Origin of the sequence: Rathayibacter sp. AY1F8, assembly GCF_002932165.1 — a bacterium.
GTDB lineage: Bacteria > Actinomycetota > Actinomycetes > Actinomycetales > Microbacteriaceae > Rathayibacter.
The window spans coordinates 270,934-286,251 of sequence record NZ_PSVB01000002.1 but is presented as its reverse complement, the minus strand read 5'-3'; the positions used below and the strand labels follow the sequence as shown (position 1 = coordinate 286,251).

The following is a 15,318-nucleotide window of genomic DNA, read 5'->3' as shown; positions in this document are numbered from 1 at the left end:
CCGGGTACCGCCTGCGGCGCGTAGGCTGGAGGAGTGATCGAGGACCTCAAGAAGCGCTCGCTGCACCGTGCCCGGATCCTGGGCGGCCAGATGCGCGGCCTCGAGCGGATGATCGAGAACGAGGACTACTGCGTCGACATCGTCACGCAGTCCCTCGCGATCCAGAAGTCGCTCGGCTCGCTCAACAAGCTCATCGTCGAGAACCACCTCCGCACGCACATCACCGCGATGTTCGAGGAGGGCGGAGACGCCCGCGAGGCGGCCATCGCCGAGCTCGTGAAGATCTTCGAGCTCTCCAACAACCGCTCGTGACCGCCGGCCTCGTCGCCGCGGCGCGGGTGCGCCCGCTGCTGCTCGACGGGGGCCTGGGCACGGAGCTGGAGGCGCAGGGCGCCGCGGTGGACTCCTCGCTCTGGAGCGCCCGGGTCCTGCTGGAGGAGCCCGGCCGGGTCGTCGCCGCGCACCGCGCCTTCGCCGAGGCGGGCGCCCGGGTCGCGGTGACCGCGAGCTACCAGGTGTCCGCGAGCGGATTCGCAGCCGCGGGGCTGGCCCCGGGCCTCGTCGAGCGCGCCCTCCGGGAGAGCGTCGACCTGGCCCGGCGCGCGCAGAGCGGCTGGGTCGCCGCCTCCGTCGGCCCTTTCGGTGCGAGCCTCGGCGACGGCTCCGAGTACCGCGGCGACGACGGCCTCACCGTCGGCGAGCTCGCCGCCTGGCACCGCCCGCGCCTGGAGACCCTGGCCGCGGCCGGGCCCGACCTGCTCGCCGTCGAGACCATCCCGTCGGTGCGGGAGGTGCGGGCCGTCGTGGAGGCCCTCGCGGGCTCCTCGGTCCCCGCCTGGATCTGCGTGAGCGGCCGTTCGGGCCGCACCGCGGCCGGCGAGCCCCTGGCCGAGGCGTTCGCCGTCGCCGCCGCCTCCGAGGAGGTCGTCGGCGTGGGAGTGAACTGCTGCCCGCCCGGCGACGTCGCCGAGGCGGTCCGCATCGCCCGCTCCGTCACCGGCAAGCTGGTCGTCGTGTACCCGAACAGCGGCGAGGAGTGGGACGCCGTCGAGCGTCGCTGGGCAGGCGACGCGGCCTTCGACCCCGCGCTGGTCGCCTCCTGGCGCGCGGCGGGAGCGGATCTGATCGGCGGCTGCTGCCGCGTGGGACCTGCGGCGATCGCTGCCCTCGGACGAAGCCTGGAGGAGGAGTCGTGACCACCCTGAGAGCCGTGCGCGGCGACCTCACCCGCGAGCACGTCGACGCGATCGTGAACGCGGCGAACTCGTCGCTCCTCGGCGGCGGCGGCGTCGACGGCGCGATCCACCGCGCGGGCGGACCGGAGATCCTCGCCGAGTGCCGCCGGCTCCGCGGGACCGAGCTGCCGGACGGTCTGCCCGCCGGCTCCGCGGTCGCCACGACCGCCGGCCGCCTCCCTGCCCGCTGGGTCGTGCACACCGTCGGTCCCGTCCACTCGCGGTGGGAGGACCGCAGCGCCGTCCTCGCCTCGGCCTACCGCGAGTCGGTGCGCACCGCCGTCGGTCTCGGTGCGCGGACGCTCGCCTTCCCGGCCGTCTCGGCGGGCGTCTACGGCTGGCCGATGGACGACGCGGCGCGCATCGCGGTGGAGACGGTCCGCGAGGCGACCGCGGACGGCGCACTCGACGAGGTCCGGTTCGTCCTCTTCTCCGCGGACGCCCTCGCGGCCTTCGAGGCCGCCCTGGCCGCGGAATGACGGAAGGGGAGCCGACCCTGCGGTCGACTCCCCCTCCACGGTGCTGCGCTAGGCCGTCTTCGGCCGCGCGAACTCGTCGTAGGGCAGCGTGATCGGGCGGGTCCGCGGAGGCATCCGCACGACCGCCTCGAGCGCCGGGCCCAGTGCCTCGCGCCACGCGCGGTAGCCGTCCTCGTTGAGGTGCAGGCCGTCCGGCGAGTACTGCTCGAGCAGTCCGCCGTCCTCCCCCGCGAGCACCGGCCACAGGTCGAGGTAGCCCGCGTGCGCCGTGGGCGCGAACTGCCACAGGTGGCGGTTGATCTCGCGGATCTGCGGTGCGAACTTGTGTCCGCGCGGCAGGACCGAGGTCACCAGGATGCGCACGTCCGGAAGATCGCGCCGGAACGTCGCGACGATCGTCTCGATGTTGCGCACGACGTGCTCCGTCGTGCGGTGCCAGGCGAGATCGTTAGTGCCGATCAGCAGCACCACCGTGTCCGGCTCCTGCGCGACTAGCTCGGCGAGCCGCGCGACGACGTCCGCCGTGGTGGCCCCTCCGACTCCCTCGTCGACGACCGTCGACTCCGTCAGCCACTCGCCCCAGGCTCCCGCCTGGATGATGCTGTCCCCGATGAAGAGGACCTTCCCCAGCTGGAGTCCGCGCCCCGCGTCCGTACTCGACCGTTCGCTCATCGTGCTCCTCTCGTCGGCGTCCCGGGCGGCCTCGCCGCCGTCGGACCCCTCCATTGTCACCGCTGCGCCCGGCGCCCGCCAGGGGAGCGCTCGTCGCCGGAGTCCGGCAGGTCGGCCGCGGTGGCCGTGATGCGGTTGGCCATGCCGTTGAAGATGATGCCGTGGAAGGGCAGGATCGCGAACCAGTAGAGCCTGCCCGCGAGGCCCTGCGGGAAGAACACCGCGCGCTGCGTGTAGACCGAGCCGCCGTCTCCGGAGGGCTCGGCGCGCATCTCGAGCCAGGCCCCGCCGGGCACCTTCATCTCGGCGCGCAGGCGCAGGAGCTTCGGCCGCTCGATCTCCTCGACGCGCCAGAAGTCGAGGGCGTCGCCGGCGTGCAGGCGCGCGGAGTCGCGGCGCCCGCGCTGCAGGCCCACTCCCCCGACGAGGCGGTCCATCCAGCCGCGGATCACCCATGCGAGCGGGAAGGAGTACCAGCCGTTGGTGCCGCCGATGCCCTCGATGACGCGCCAGAGCTTGGCCGGGTCGGCCTGGGTGCGGCGCTCCTTGAGGTCCACGTAGACCGTGTGGCCGGCCCACTCCGGGTCGCTCGGCAGCGGATCGCTGGGAGCGCCGACGACCTCCGCGTTCTGCCAGCTCGTCTCGATCTCGCCCGCCTGCATCTTTCCCAGCGCGAGCCGGACGGCGCGGCGGTAGGAGGTCAGCCCGCCCTCGGGGTCGGGGATGAGCGCGCGGATGTCCTGCTCGTGCACGACGCAGTCGTACTGCAGCGAGGCGATGATGGGCACCGCGAGCGAGCGCGGGATCGGCGTGACCAGGTTGACCCACTGCGAGGCCAGCCACGGGGTGAACACCGGCAGGGACGCGATCGGCCGCTGCGGGAGCCCGGCCTCGACCGCGTAGCCGTTCATCATCTGGCCGTAGCGGAGCACGTCGGGCCCGCCGATGTCGAAGGTGCGGTTGAGCGTGGCGTCCTCGAGCGACGCGGAGCCGATCAGGTAGTGCAGCACGTCGCGCACGGCGATCGGCTGGATGAAGTTGCGCACCCACTGCGGCGCGGGCATGTACGGCAGCACGTCGGTGAGGTGGCGCACCATCTCGAACGAGGTCGACCCGGAGCCGATGATCACGCCCGCCTGCAGGGCGATCGTCGGCACTCCCGACTCCATCAGGATCCGGCCCACCTCAGCGCGCGAGCGGAGGTGCTTCGAGAGCTCCTGGCCCTCGGGGTGCAGGCCGCCGAGGTAGACGATGCGGCCGACGCCGGCCGACCTCGCGGCCGTGGCGACGTTCTGCGCGGCGCGGCTCTCGACCTCCTCGAAGTGGGCGTGGTCGTTGCCCGAGCCCATCGAGTGGACGAGGTAGTAGAGGACGTCGACGCCCTCGACCGCGGCCTCCAGCGACTCCGGATTGCCGAGATCGCCCTGGGCGACCTCGACCTCCTCCGCCCACGGCACGTCGACCAGCTTGCGCGGGTCGCGCACCAGGACGCGCACCCGGAAGCCCGCCTCGAGGAGGCGCGGCGTCAGCCGGCCGCCGATGTAGCCGGTCGCGCCGGTGACGAGCGCGAGGGGGCGCGCCGAGTCGGAGGGGGTTTCGCTCATGCGGCCACGGTACGCCGATGGCCCCGGGACCTCTCCCGCTGGTGCGGGCCCGCGGCCCCTGCTAGGCGGCGGCCGGCATCCCGCTCAGTCGATGCCGAGGACCTCGCGGACCTGCACCACGTCGTGGTTCATCTGGCGGATGAGGGGCTCGACGCCCTCGTAGGCGACCTGGCCGCGGATCCGGCCGACGAACGCCACGTCGACCACGCGGTCGTAGAGGTCGAGGGTGTCGAGCGTCTGATCGAGCACGTACGCCTCGACCTGCTTGGGCGGCACCCCGACGAAGGTGGGGTTGCTGCCGACCGAGATCGCGGCGGGATGCGTGACGCCGTCGGTGGTGAGCCGGCCCGCGTAGACGCCGTCGGCCGGGATCAGGCCCTGCGACTGCGGCGAGAGGTTCGCGGTCGGGAAGCCCAGCTCGCGGCCGCGCTTCGCTCCGTGCACGACCACGCCGCGGACGACGGGCTCGTGCCCGAGCAGGCGCGTCGCGTGCTCCACGTCGCCCTCGGCCAGCAGCTCGCGGATCCAGGTGGAGGAGACGCGGCGCCCGTCCTCGGGCCGCACGTCGTCGATCAGCTCCACCTCGAATCCGTGCTGCCCGCCGAGCACGCGCAGCAGGTCGACGTCGCCCGCTCCCCGGGCGCCGAAGCGGAAGTCGGCGCCGACGAGGACCACGCGGGCCTCGAGTGCCTCCACCAGCACCTGCTCGACGAACTGCTCGGGCGAGAGCGCCCGGAACGCCTCGTCGAAGGTGAGCAGCAGGGTCGCGTCCACGCCGGTCCCGGCGAGGAGCTCGAGCTTCTGCTCGTTGCCGACCAGGACGGGCGGGCACTTCTCCGGCGCGATCACGCTGAGCGGATTGCGGTCGAAGGTGACGACGACGGCGGCGAGCCCCTGCTCGCGGGCCCGCTCGTGCAGCCGGCCGATGACGGCCCGGTGCCCGGAGTGGACGCCGTCGAACTTGCCGATCGTGACGGCGGAGGGTCCGATCCCGGCCAGGTCGCCGGGGCGGGTCTCGACGCGCATCAGGCGGCCGCCCGGGGCGTGCGCCGCCCCTGCACGCGGAGCCACCAGAGGCCGAGCACGGGCAGGACGAGCGGGATGAGCAGGTAGCCGGCGCCGAAGGCCGCCCACACCGTCGACTGGCGCCCGAACGGGTCGGCGCTCGCGAGCCCGAGGAGCTGCGGAGCGAGGAGGCTGAGCGCGCCGACCACGAGCACGCCCACCAGCTCGAAGGTGATCGTCACCCACGCGACGCGCTGCCAGGCGCGGCCCGGGACGATCAGGGCGACCGTCGCGACGATGTACACGACGGCCGAGAGCGCCGAGAGCGAGAACGCCAGCGGCGCCTCGTCGAACCGGTCGATGATCTGGAAGACGGAGCGCCCCGTCGCGGCGAGCGCGAGGATCCCGTAGACCACGACCAGGAGGCTGCCGATCCCGCGCGAGCGGGCGGAACGGGTCGGCTCTCCGCTCCCGGGGGCCGAGGGGACTGAAGGGTCGTGAGCGGCCCGTCCGGACGCATCGCTGGCTGGTTTCGACATCGCACGTCCATGCTAGGCGCTCGCCGGGCCGGGCCCGGTGGCGGGCCCGATCAGGCGCTCTGGAAGAACCAGATCTGGTGCATCCGGTAGACCATGACCGCGATCGAGAGGCAGGCGACGCCCAGGATCACGGTGCTCCAGCGACTCCGCTCGATGAGCGCCCAGAACCCGGCAGCGAGCGGCAGGAGCAGCGCCGAGATCAGGTAGATGTAGTACTCCGGCAGGCTCCCCGACGGGCGGTTGCCGACCAGCGGCGACACGATCGCGACCGCCAGCTGGACGATCAGCAGCAGCTCGACGATCGCCGTCGCGCCGACCGAGACGTCCGAGGGACGGCGGGCGAGCAGCCCGAGCACGAGGCAGAGCAGGCCGGCCGCGACGGCGATCCCCACCTGGAGGATCGTGAACCACTCGATCACGAGGCGGCCGTCCGCAGGTCCTCGGTCGGGAAGTTGACGACGCTCTTGAGCTGGGTGCCGCGCCGCTCGGCGAGGCCGATCAGCCGCTCCCCCGGGCCGACCGCGGCGAGGAGGCCCTTCGCGCCCGCCACCGCCTCCGGGGCCGGGATGCGCTTGCCGTTCGCGAGATCGCCCGCCTCCTGGGCGTCGAGGCGCAGCAGGGGGAACAGCTCGCCCGCCACGAGCGTCGGCGGCAGGAGCGCGGCGGGGACGTCGAGCTCGTCGATCTCGCCGGCCTGGGCCACGGAGAAGGGGCCGACCGCGGTGCGCCGCAGCGCGGTCAGGTGGCCGCCGACTCCGAGGGACGCGCCCAGGTCGCGGGCGAGCGCGCGGATGTAGGTGCCGGAGGAGCAGGTGACGCGCACGTCCAGGTCGAGGAACCCCTCGACCTGGCGGCTCGCCAGGACGGCGAACTCCGAGACGGTCACGGGGCGGGAGGCGAGCACGACCTCCTCGCCGTCGCGGGCGCGGGCGTAGGCGCGGCGGCCGTCCACCTTGATCGCGCTGACCGTGCTCGGGACCTGCTCGATCGCTCCGGTGAGGGCCGCGATCGCGTCGGACACCGACTCCGGGGCGAGGGCCGCGACGAGGGCGGGCTCCGCCGAGGCGAGCACCTCGCCCTCCTGGTCGTCGGTGGTGGTGGAGGAGCCCAGCCGGATCGTCGCCTCGTACTGCTTGTCGAGGCCGACGAGGTAGGTGAGCAGGCGCGTCGAGGGGCCGAGACCGAGGATCATCAGCCCGGTCGCCATCGGATCGAGCGTCCCCGCGTGGCCGACCTTGCGGGTCCCCGCGCGGCGGCGGGTCCGCGAGACGAGGTCGTGGCTGGTGATGCCGCCGGGCTTGTCCAGCAGGAGGATCCCGTTCGGAGCCGGGGCGGGGGTCTCGAGCACGGGTGCGAGGATACACGGACGGATCGGGAGGACCCCCGGGGTGCAGCCGGAGCCCTCGCCCGCCCGTCCTAGGCTGTCCGGATGAGGATCGCAGTACTCGGAGCAGGCGCCGTCGGCGGCACCATCGCCGCCCTTCTCGACCGCGCCGGGCACGACGTCGAGGTCACCGCCCGAGGCGACCACCTCACCGCGATCCGCCGGTCGGGGATCCGGCTCGACGGGGCGTGGGGCGAGCACACCGCCTGGGTCCGCTGCGGCGAGTCCCTCGATCTGGCACCCGATCTCGCCTTCGTCTGCACGAAAGCGCAGGACGCCGAGGACGCGCTGCGCACCAACCGCCGCACGGTCGACGGCACCCTCGTCGTCGTCGTCCAGAACGGACTGGACGGACTCACCGCGGCGGCCCGGCAGGTGCGCGACGCCCGGCTCGTGGGTGCTCTCGCCCTCTTCGCCGCGAGCCACCTCGAACCCGGCCGCGTCACCGTCACGGCTCCTGCCACGACCACGCTCGGCGTCCCCGGCCGCCCGGCCGACGACGACGTCCGACGGGCCGCCGCCGTGCTCGGCGAGGCGGTCCCCACCGCCGTCACCGACGACTTCACCGGAGCGCAGTGGACGAAGCTGCTGATCAACGAGGTCAACGCCCTGCCCGCGATCACCGGGCTCTCGGTCCAGGAGACGATCGACGATCCGGGGCTGCGGCGCGTCCTCGCCCGGTCGATGCGCGAGGCCGCCCGGACGGGCCTCGCGTCTGGCGTCCGCTTCGGCTCGCTGCAGGGACTCTCGAACACGTCCGTCCGCGCCCTGGCCGCCGCTCCCCTGCCCCTGGTCGAGCTGCTCCCCCGCCGGATGGCCGCGCGGATGGGCGAGGTGCCGAACCCCGGGTCGACGCTGCAGAGCGTCCGCCGCGGAGTGCCGAGCGAGATCGACCACCTGGCCGGGGCCGTGGTCCGCACCGCTCACCGCGGCGGGCGCGAGGCACCGGTCAACCAGCTGCTGGTCGACCTGGTGCACGAGGTCGAGCGGGCGGGCGCCTTCGTGCCGCCGGCGGAGGTCGTGCGCCGCGCCGCCCTGGTCTGAGCCCGCGGCCCTGTCGGACGGACGCCGCCCGCGGCGGCGGCCTCCGTCCCGAGGCTCAGCAGGAGTCGGCGAAGAGGCGCCGGGGCTGCTCCGGATCGCGGATGTCGACGAGGATCCCCGCCGGCCGGCGCGGGTCCGTCGTGGCGCGGTACGCCGCGTCCACCGGTGGCTCCTGCGTGTCGAGGCGGATGCTGGTGCTCCACGCGCCGCGCAGCTCCGGCCGGAGGGCGAACTCGCCGTCGACGAGCAGCACCGCGTCGCGGCCGGCGGTCCGCCAGCGCGCCTGCCGCGCCTCGTCGCGCACTGCGTCGAAGCCCGCGAGCACGAACCCGGTGCTGCCGCCGAGGGTGAACGGATCGAGCAGCACGCGGCGCAGGAGCTCGTAGTCGTACCCGGCCGCGTAGGAGCGCTGCTCGTCGGGCACGGCGGGGTCGTCCCGATCGGCGCGGGGACGTCGGAAGTCGGCGAGGTGCGCGACGATCGCGTCCTTGCCGGCCCGGCGGAGCGCCTCCGCGAGGTCGACCGCGAACGCCGCGCTCACCGCGGGGTCGTCGCCGTCGATCCCGACCTTGACCCGTCCGCGCCCGTAGTTGTGCAGCACCTCCGCCGCGAGAGCGTCGAGCACATCGGCCTTCTGCGGAGCCCACCTGGTCATCCGCCCACGATACGCGCCGCCGCCTAGTGTGGGCTGATGCCCTCCGACCCTCTCGCCGACGCGATCACCGCCTGGTTCCGCACGAGCGCCCGCGACCTGCCGTGGCGCCGCGAGGGCTTCCCCGCCTGGGGCACGCTCGTCAGCGAGTTCATGCTGCAGCAGACCCCGGTGGTCCGCGTCGTCCCGCGTCTGGCGGAGTGGCTGGAGCGCTGGCCGACACCCTCCGCGCTCGCCGCCGTCCCGCCCGGCGAGGCGGTGCGCGCCTGGCAGTCCCTGGGCTACCCGCGGCGGGCCCTGCGCCTGCACGCCTGCGCCGTGGCGATCGCCGAGGAGCACGGCGACGTGGTCCCCGACGACGTCGAGACCCTCCTCGCGCTGCCCGGCATCGGCGACTACACCGCCCGCGCCATCGCCGTGTTCGCCTACGGGAGGCGGCACCCCGTGGTCGACACCAACGTCCGCCGGGTCCTCGCGCGCGCGGTCGACGGAGCGGCGGAGCCCGGCCCGCCCCGCGCGAGGGCCGACCTCGCCGCGATGTCGGCGCTGCTGCCCGAGTCGCTCTCCGAGGCGGCGGCCTTCAACGCGGGCGCGATGGAGCTGGGGGCGATCGTCTGCACCGCCCGCGCTCCGCGCTGCGACGAGTGCCCGATCCGCGACCTCTGCCGCTGGCGGGCGGAGGGGTACCCTGAGCACACCGGGCCCGTGAAGGCGAAGCAGAAGCGGTTCGAGGGCTCGGACCGCCAGGTCCGCGGCTTCATCCTCGCCGAGCTGCGCGCCGCGCACGGCCCGGTCACCGCGGCCGAGGTGGAGTCTCTCTGGCCGGACGCCGACCAGCGCGGTCGCGCCCTGGCCGGGCTCCTCGCCGACGGCCTGGCGACGGGCGGCCCGGAGGACGGCTACCTCCTCCCCGGCTCCTGAGGGCCCGTCGACCGCCGTCCGCGTCGGAGGAGGCGGGTAGGGTCGGCGCCGTGACCGGTCGCCGCCTCCGCCTCCCCCGCCCCGACGCCGCCGTCGAGCGCGCCCTCGACGTCGACCTCGCCCTGGACGTCCAGCGCGCCCTCGCCGCGGTCCGCGTCGAGAACGACCTGCCCGGCCCGTTCCCGCCGGCCGCGCTGGCCGAGGCCGAGCACGCGGACGCCGGAGCGGACGACGAGGACCGCGTCGACCGGACGGACCTCCCCTTCGTGACGATCGACCCGCCCGGCTCGCTCGACCTGGACCAGGCCCTCCACCTGGAGCGCACGTCGGAGGGCGTCGTCCTCCGCTACGCCATCGCGGACGTGCCCGCGGTCGTCCGCACCGGCGGAGCGCTCGACGCCGAGACGCGCCGCCGCGGCCAGACCTACTACCTCCCGGACGGCCGCGTCCCGCTGCACCCCGCGGTCCTCTCCGAGGGGACCGCGTCGCTCCTGCCGGACGAGACGCGCCGAGCGCTGGTCTGGACGCTGACCCTCGACGAGCGGGCGGAGCCGCGCTCGGTGCACCTCGAGCGGGCGCTCGTCCGCAGCGTGGCCCGGCTCGACTACGAGGGCGTGCAGCGCAGCGTCGACGCGGGCGATCCGCACCCCTCCCTCGCCCTGCTCCCCTGGTTCGGACGCGAGCGCCTGGCGCGCGAGGCCGAGCGTGGAGGAGCGAGCCTGACGCTGCCCGAGGAGGAGATCGTCGCCGCCGACGGCGGCTACCGGGTCGAGCGCCGCGCTCCCCTGGCCGTCGAGGGCTGGAACGCCCAGGTCTCGCTGCTGACCGGTATGGCGGCGGCGACGATGATGCTCGACGCGGGGGTGGGCATCCTCCGGACCATGCCCGAGGCCGACCCCGCCACCGTCGCGGCCTTCCGCTCCCGAGCCGCGGCGCTCGGCGTCCCGTGGCCCGAGGAGGAGGCCTACGGCGCCTACCTGCGCCGCCTCGACACCGCCGACCCCGCCCAGCTCGCCATCATGTACGCCGCGGCGAGCCTGTTCCGCGGCGCCGGCTACACCGCCTTCGACGGCGCCCCGCCGGAGCATCCCGAGCAGGCGGCTCTCGCCGCGCCGTACGCGCACGTCACCGCGCCGCTGCGGCGCCTGGTCGACCGGTTCGGCCTCGCCGTCTGCCTCGCGGTGTCCCGCGGCGGAACGATCCCGTCGCAGCTGCGCGAGGCGCTGCCCCTGCTCCCGCCGCTCCTCGCCGCGAGCGACCGCCGGGCCGGAGCCGCCTCCCGTGCGGCGACCGCGATCGTCGAGGCCGCCGTCCTCCGCGGCCGCGAAGGAGCCTCCTTCAGCGGGATCGTCGTCTCCTCGGCGCGCACCCGCTCCTCGGTCCAGCTGCTCGACCCGGAGATCACCGTCGACGTCCCGGCCCCGCTCACGCCGGGAGCCCGTGTCGTCGTCGTCCTGGAATCGGTCGACGTCGCCACGGGCTCCGCGGTGTTCGGGCTCGGCGCCTAGTCCTCGTCGTCCTCGCGGGGCTTCACATAGGGGTCGGCGTCGCCGGCGTAGTCCGCCTGAGCGGCGAGCGACTGCACCTGCGAGTCCTGGCTGCGCGCGGCGGCGAGCAGATCCTCGATGTGCTTCGCGTTCTCGGGCACCGCGTCGAGGATGAACTCGAGCGACGGCGTGAGCCGGGACGTGATGTTCCTGCCCACCTCGGTGCGGAGCATGCCGGTGGCGGCCTTGAGGGCCGCGGCCGAATCGGCGCGCTCCTCATCGGTGCCGTAGACCGTGTAGAACACCGAGGCGTGCTGCAGGTCGCCGGTCACCTGGACATCGGTGATGGTGACGAAGCCGAGGCGCGGGTCGCGGAGACCGCGCTCGAGCCGCTTCGCGACGATCACCTGGATACGTTCGGCGAGCTTCCTCGCCCGGGCCGGATCTGCCATGGCTGGTCCTCACATCTCTCTCGGCGAACCGTTCAGCTCGCCATTCAACCACTCTCCGCCCGGACGACCGGTCGCGTCCGAGGGGGCCTTGCTTCTGGGGCGTGATGCCCCTCGACCGCGCGTCTGCGACGGCGCGGGTGGGGCGCGTCTGCGACGGCGCGGGTGGGGTGCCTCCTCGCGGCTCCCTGATCCTCGGGGATCGGGGGGGGCGGGAAGGCTCAGGTGCTGGATCGGGAGCCGGACGTCGCCCGCAGGCTCGCTGCTCGCTCAGCGGGCGCAGTCACCGCTGCAAGAACGTCTGATCGGGGCCGGCCTCCCACGCCCGGAGGTGCGGAAGCGCACGCTGGAGGGTGCGCACCTCCGGGACACGGGCGGCCCCCGATTCCTCCCGCAGGGCGCGAGAGGACGAGAGTCCCCTCCCGATTCCGCACGAACAGCGCCGTGAGACGCCGGAAGGCCCGGGCGGACCCGGGCCTTCCAGTGGAGCGGATCAGCCTCGCGGCTTCTCCTTCATCTCGATCGTCTCGATCTCGTCGCCGATCTGGATGTCGTTGTACTTTCCGAGTCCGATACCGGCCTCGTAGTCCGTACGGACCTCCGTGACGTCGTCCTTGAAGCGACGCAGCGACTCGATGGCCAGGTTGTCCCCGACCACGACGCCGTCACGGATGACGCGCGCCTTCGAGTTGCGGGTGATCGTGCCGGAGCGGACGATGACACCCGCGATGTTGCCGAACTTGGAGGAGCGGAACACCTCGCGGATCTCGGCGACACCGGACTGGACCTCCTCGAACTCGGGCTTGAGCATGCCCGTGAGCGAGTTCTCGACCTCTTCGATCGCGTTGTAGATGACCGAGTAGAAGCGGATGTCCACTCCTTCTCGAGCAGCGCGCTCGCGGGCCTTCGGGTCGGGGCGGACGTTGAAGCCCACGATGATCGCGTTGTCGATCGTCGCGAGGTTGACGTCCGACTCCGTGATCGCACCGACACCGCGGTGGATGATGCGCAGCTGCACCGAGTCGTCGACCTCGATCTTGACGAGCGACTCCTCCAGCGCCTCGACGGCACCGGACACGTCGCCCTTGATGATGAGGTTGAGCGACTCGACCTTGCCCTCCTCGAGAGCACGGGTGAAGTCCTCGAGCGAGATGCGCTTGCGGGCCTTGGCCAGCAGGGCGTTGCGCTGAGCGGCTTCGCGCTTCTCGGCGATCTGACGGGCCGTGCGGTCCTCCTCGGTGACGAGGAAGGTGTCGCCGGCGCGGGGCACGGACGAGAGTCCCTGCACCTGCACCGGACGCGACGGCACGGCTTCGAGGACGGCGTTGCCGTTCTCGTCCGCCATCGCACGGACGCGGCCGTAGGCCGTTCCGGCGACGATCGCGTCTCCGACGCGCAGCGTTCCCGACTGGATGAGCACGGTCGCGACCGCACCGCGTCCCTTGTCGAGCTTCGCCTCGATCGCGACTCCGCGCGCCTCCTTGTTGGGGTTGGCGCGCAGGTCGAGACCGGCGTCCGCGGTGAGCAGCACGGCGTCCAGGAGGTCCTGGATGCCGGTGCCCGCGCGAGCCGACACGTCGACGAACATGACGTCTCCGCCGTACTCCTCGGCGACGAGCCCGAACTCGGTGAGCTGCTGGCGCACCTTGGCCGGGTTGGCGTCGGGCTTGTCCACCTTGTTCACCGCGACCACGATCGGCACGTTGGCCGCCTGGGCGTGGTTCAGCGCCTCGATGGTCTGCGGCATGATGCCGTCGTCCGCCGCGACCACGAGGATCGCGATGTCCGTGACCTGGGCACCGCGGGCTCGCATGGCGGTGAACGCCTCGTGACCCGGGGTGTCGATGAAGGTGATCGGGCGCTCGATGCCCTCGTGCTCCGCGACGACCTGGTACGCACCGATGTGCTGCGTGATGCCGCCCGCCTCGCCGGCGACGACGTTGGCGTTGCGGATCGCGTCGAGCAGGCGCGTCTTTCCGTGGTCGACGTGACCCATGACGGTGACGACCGGCGGACGGATCTCGAGGTCCTCGTCCGTCTCGTCGTCGAGCTCCTGCTCGAGGTCGAGACCGAAGCCCTCGAGGAGCTCCTTGTCCTCGTCCTCGGGCGAGACGACCTGGATCTTGAAGCCGAGCTCGGAGCCGAGCACCTCGAAGGTGGCCTCGTCGAGCGACTCGGTCGCCGTCGCCATCTCGCCGAGGGCGAAGAGGACGGTGACCAGGTTGCCGGGGGGCACCGGCACGCCGGTCATGGCCTCGATCTTGTCGGCGAAGTCCGAGATCGACGCGCCGCGGCGCAGACGGATGACCGTCCTGCCGTCGCCGCGGGGGACGCTGACGCCGCCGAGCGACGGGGCCTCCCTGAGCTCGAACTCCTGACGCTTCGTGCGCTTGGACTTCCGGGCCTTGCTCTTGCCGCCGCCGCGACCGAAGGCTCCTGCGGTTCCACCGCCGGGACCGCGACCGCGACCGCCGCCGCCACCGGGACGCGGGGCGAAGCCGCCACCGGCACCGGGAGCGCCGCCGGGGCGCTGGAAGCCGCCGCCGGCCGGACGACCGGCACCGCCGGGACGTCCTGCTCCGCCGCCGGGTCCGCCGGGACGCTGGCCGAAGCCGGCGGGGCGCTGGCCCATGCCGGGTCCGCCGGGTCGGGGCGCGCCGGGGCGCGGAGCAGCCGGGCGGGGGATGTTGCCCGGGGTCGGACGCGATCCCATGCCCTGCGAGCTGGCGAAGGGGTTGTTGCCGGGGCGCGGGGCGGCGGGACGCTGTCCCATGCCCTGGTTGCTGGCGAACGGGTTGTTGCCCGGGCGCGGGGTGCCGCCGGGGCGGTTGGAGCCGCCCGAGGCGCCGCCGGGGCGCGGGGTGTTCGCGGCGGGAGCCGGACGCGGGGTCACGGGCTTGGGTCCGCCGGGGGTCGCGCCGGACGCCGGCTTCTCGGCGGCGGCCGGAGCCGCGGGGGCCTCGGTCGGAGCCGGAGCGGCGGCCTCGGCGGGCGCGTCCTTGGCTGCCTGAGCGCGCTGAGCGGCCGCGGCCTCCTGGGCGGCCTGAGCCTGGGCCTGGCGCTCGGCGACCGACATCGGCGGTGCCGGCGCCGGAGCGGGCGGCTTGGCCGGTCCGGGCGTGGGCGCGGACGGACGCGCGCCGGAGGGGCGCGGGGCCCCGGGACGGGCGCCGGCGGCGGGGGCGGCCGGGGTCGCCGACGCTCCCGCGGAGGAACCGCCCTGGCCCTGGAGGGCCTGGCGGAGCTTGCGCGCCACCGGGGGTTCGATGCTCGAGGACGGGCCCTTGACGAACTCGCCGAGCTCCTTCAACTTCGCAAGTGCGACCTTGCTATCGACACCCAGTTCGGATGCGATCTCGTGTACGCGTGGTTTTGCCACTTCTCTCCTGTCTTGGGCCTGCACCCAAGACGGGGGCAGGCGTCACGAACGGACGGGTCTCATTTCGAGCCGCTCATCAGTCTTCGCTCATGATCAGTTCACGGGCCGTTCTGCCTGTTCTCTATGGTGTGATCGTGCGCTGCTCCGGCCCCTCCGGTCGAGGGGCCGAGCCGGTCGGATCGTGCGATGTACTGCTCCAGCTCGCTCGCGTCCACGCTCTCGCGTGTCCGGAACGCTCTTCCGAACGCGCGGCGCTTGACCGCGAGCTCGTAGCAGTCGGCTGTGTCGTGGAGCCACGCTCCCCGACCAGGACGGACGGCACGCGGGTCTACCGCGAGGACGTTCGAGTGGAGGACCAGCCTCAGAAGAGAGGCCCGGGGGGCGCGCAGACGGCAGCCGACGCACGTTCTGACGGCTTCCACTCTACTCCCTCCCCTCCGGGACCGCTCCCCCGCACGGCCGATGCTC

Annotated in this window: 16 protein-coding genes; 6 read left to right on the top strand and 10 right to left on the bottom strand. The window is 73.7% G+C overall.

What is annotated here, in order from left to right; genetic code table 11:
* The first annotated feature begins 33 nt into the window (after nucleotides 1-33).
* From C5C35_RS02925 to C5C35_RS02915, 3 genes are read left to right on the top strand one after another with little or no spacing between them, the layout of a single operon-like run.
* On the top strand, nucleotides 34-312 hold the full coding sequence (locus C5C35_RS02925; protein WP_104223062.1) for a metal-sensitive transcriptional regulator: 279 nt from the start codon (nucleotides 34-36) through the stop codon (nucleotides 310-312).
* Nucleotides 309-1,196 carry a homocysteine S-methyltransferase gene (gene mmuM / locus C5C35_RS02920; RefSeq protein ID WP_104260940.1) on the top strand — a complete coding sequence of 296 codons (888 nt, stop codon included), beginning with the start codon at nucleotides 309-311 and terminating at the stop codon, nucleotides 1,194-1,196. Before C5C35_RS02925 ends, mmuM begins: the two co-directional genes overlap by 4 nt.
* Complete coding sequence (locus C5C35_RS02915; protein ID WP_104246566.1) at nucleotides 1,193-1,714, top strand: O-acetyl-ADP-ribose deacetylase; 522 nt, start codon at nucleotides 1,193-1,195, stop codon at nucleotides 1,712-1,714. The genes mmuM and C5C35_RS02915 overlap by 4 nt, the downstream gene beginning before the upstream one ends.
* A 48-nt stretch (nucleotides 1,715-1,762) precedes the next feature.
* Here the strand turns inward: C5C35_RS02915 and C5C35_RS02910 are convergent, their stop codons facing one another.
* The 6 genes from C5C35_RS02910 to truB all read right to left on the bottom strand — a co-directional run bounded on the left by C5C35_RS02910 (nucleotide 1,763) and on the right by truB (nucleotide 6,882).
* A complete protein-coding gene (locus C5C35_RS02910) occupies nucleotides 1,763-2,386 on the bottom strand; it encodes a GDSL-type esterase/lipase family protein (RefSeq protein WP_104262546.1) in 624 nt (207 codons plus the stop codon).
* A gap of 56 nt (nucleotides 2,387-2,442) precedes the next feature.
* Entirely contained in the window at nucleotides 2,443-3,990 is a 1,548-nt protein-coding gene (locus C5C35_RS02905; protein WP_104262511.1) for an SDR family oxidoreductase, read from the bottom strand.
* An 84-nt stretch (nucleotides 3,991-4,074) separates the two neighbouring features.
* The gene (locus C5C35_RS02900; protein ID WP_104262545.1) at nucleotides 4,075-5,016 is read right to left on the bottom strand and encodes a bifunctional riboflavin kinase/FAD synthetase; all 942 of its coding nucleotides are present in this window, start codon (nucleotides 5,014-5,016) and stop codon (nucleotides 4,075-4,077) included.
* Entirely contained in the window at nucleotides 5,016-5,534 is a 519-nt protein-coding gene (locus C5C35_RS02895; RefSeq protein ID WP_258064086.1) for a hypothetical protein, read from the bottom strand. Before C5C35_RS02895 ends, C5C35_RS02900 begins: the two co-directional genes overlap by 1 nt.
* Nucleotides 5,535-5,584: 50 nt before the next feature.
* The gene (locus C5C35_RS02890; RefSeq protein WP_104223058.1) at nucleotides 5,585-5,953 is read right to left on the bottom strand and encodes a hypothetical protein; all 369 of its coding nucleotides are present in this window, start codon (nucleotides 5,951-5,953) and stop codon (nucleotides 5,585-5,587) included.
* Nucleotides 5,950-6,882 carry a tRNA pseudouridine(55) synthase TruB gene (gene truB / locus C5C35_RS02885; RefSeq protein ID WP_104262544.1) on the bottom strand — a complete coding sequence of 311 codons (933 nt, stop codon included), beginning with the start codon at nucleotides 6,880-6,882 and terminating at the stop codon, nucleotides 5,950-5,952. The genes C5C35_RS02890 and truB overlap by 4 nt, the downstream gene beginning before the upstream one ends.
* Nucleotides 6,883-6,963: 81 nt before the next feature.
* Here truB and C5C35_RS02880 point away from each other — a divergent pair, with 81 nt between their 5' ends.
* Nucleotides 6,964-7,962: a ketopantoate reductase family protein gene (locus C5C35_RS02880; RefSeq protein WP_104262510.1), complete on the top strand. Its 999-nt coding sequence runs from the start codon at nucleotides 6,964-6,966 to the stop codon at nucleotides 7,960-7,962.
* 55 nt (nucleotides 7,963-8,017) lie between these two features.
* On the opposite strand, the gene C5C35_RS02875 is transcribed toward C5C35_RS02880, so the two are convergent.
* Entirely contained in the window at nucleotides 8,018-8,617 is a 600-nt protein-coding gene (locus C5C35_RS02875) for a hypothetical protein (RefSeq protein ID WP_146084557.1), read from the bottom strand.
* Nucleotides 8,618-8,653: 36 nt separating this feature from the next.
* Between C5C35_RS02875 and C5C35_RS02870 the strand changes: the two genes are divergently transcribed.
* Nucleotides 8,654-9,535 carry an A/G-specific adenine glycosylase gene (locus C5C35_RS02870; RefSeq protein ID WP_104262508.1) on the top strand — a complete coding sequence of 294 codons (882 nt, stop codon included), beginning with the start codon at nucleotides 8,654-8,656 and terminating at the stop codon, nucleotides 9,533-9,535.
* A gap of 50 nt (nucleotides 9,536-9,585) precedes the next feature.
* Nucleotides 9,586-11,043, top strand: a complete 1,458-nt coding sequence (locus tag C5C35_RS02865) for a ribonuclease catalytic domain-containing protein (RefSeq protein WP_258066304.1) — start codon at nucleotides 9,586-9,588, stop codon at nucleotides 11,041-11,043.
* Here the strand turns inward: C5C35_RS02865 and rbfA are convergent.
* The 3 genes from rbfA to C5C35_RS02850 form a co-directional block, all read right to left on the bottom strand.
* Entirely contained in the window at nucleotides 11,040-11,474 is a 435-nt protein-coding gene (gene rbfA, locus C5C35_RS02860; RefSeq protein ID WP_104246571.1) for a 30S ribosome-binding factor RbfA, read from the bottom strand. The genes C5C35_RS02865 and rbfA overlap by 4 nt on opposite strands.
* Nucleotides 11,475-11,964: 490 nt before the next feature.
* Nucleotides 11,965-14,850, bottom strand: coding sequence for a translation initiation factor IF-2 (gene infB / locus C5C35_RS02855; protein ID WP_104246572.1), 2,886 nt, complete (start codon nucleotides 14,848-14,850; stop codon nucleotides 11,965-11,967).
* A gap of 98 nt (nucleotides 14,851-14,948) precedes the next feature.
* Complete coding sequence (locus tag C5C35_RS02850; RefSeq protein WP_104225593.1) at nucleotides 14,949-15,272, bottom strand: YlxR family protein; 324 nt, start codon at nucleotides 15,270-15,272, stop codon at nucleotides 14,949-14,951.
* Between the last annotated feature and the right edge of the window lie 46 nt (nucleotides 15,273-15,318).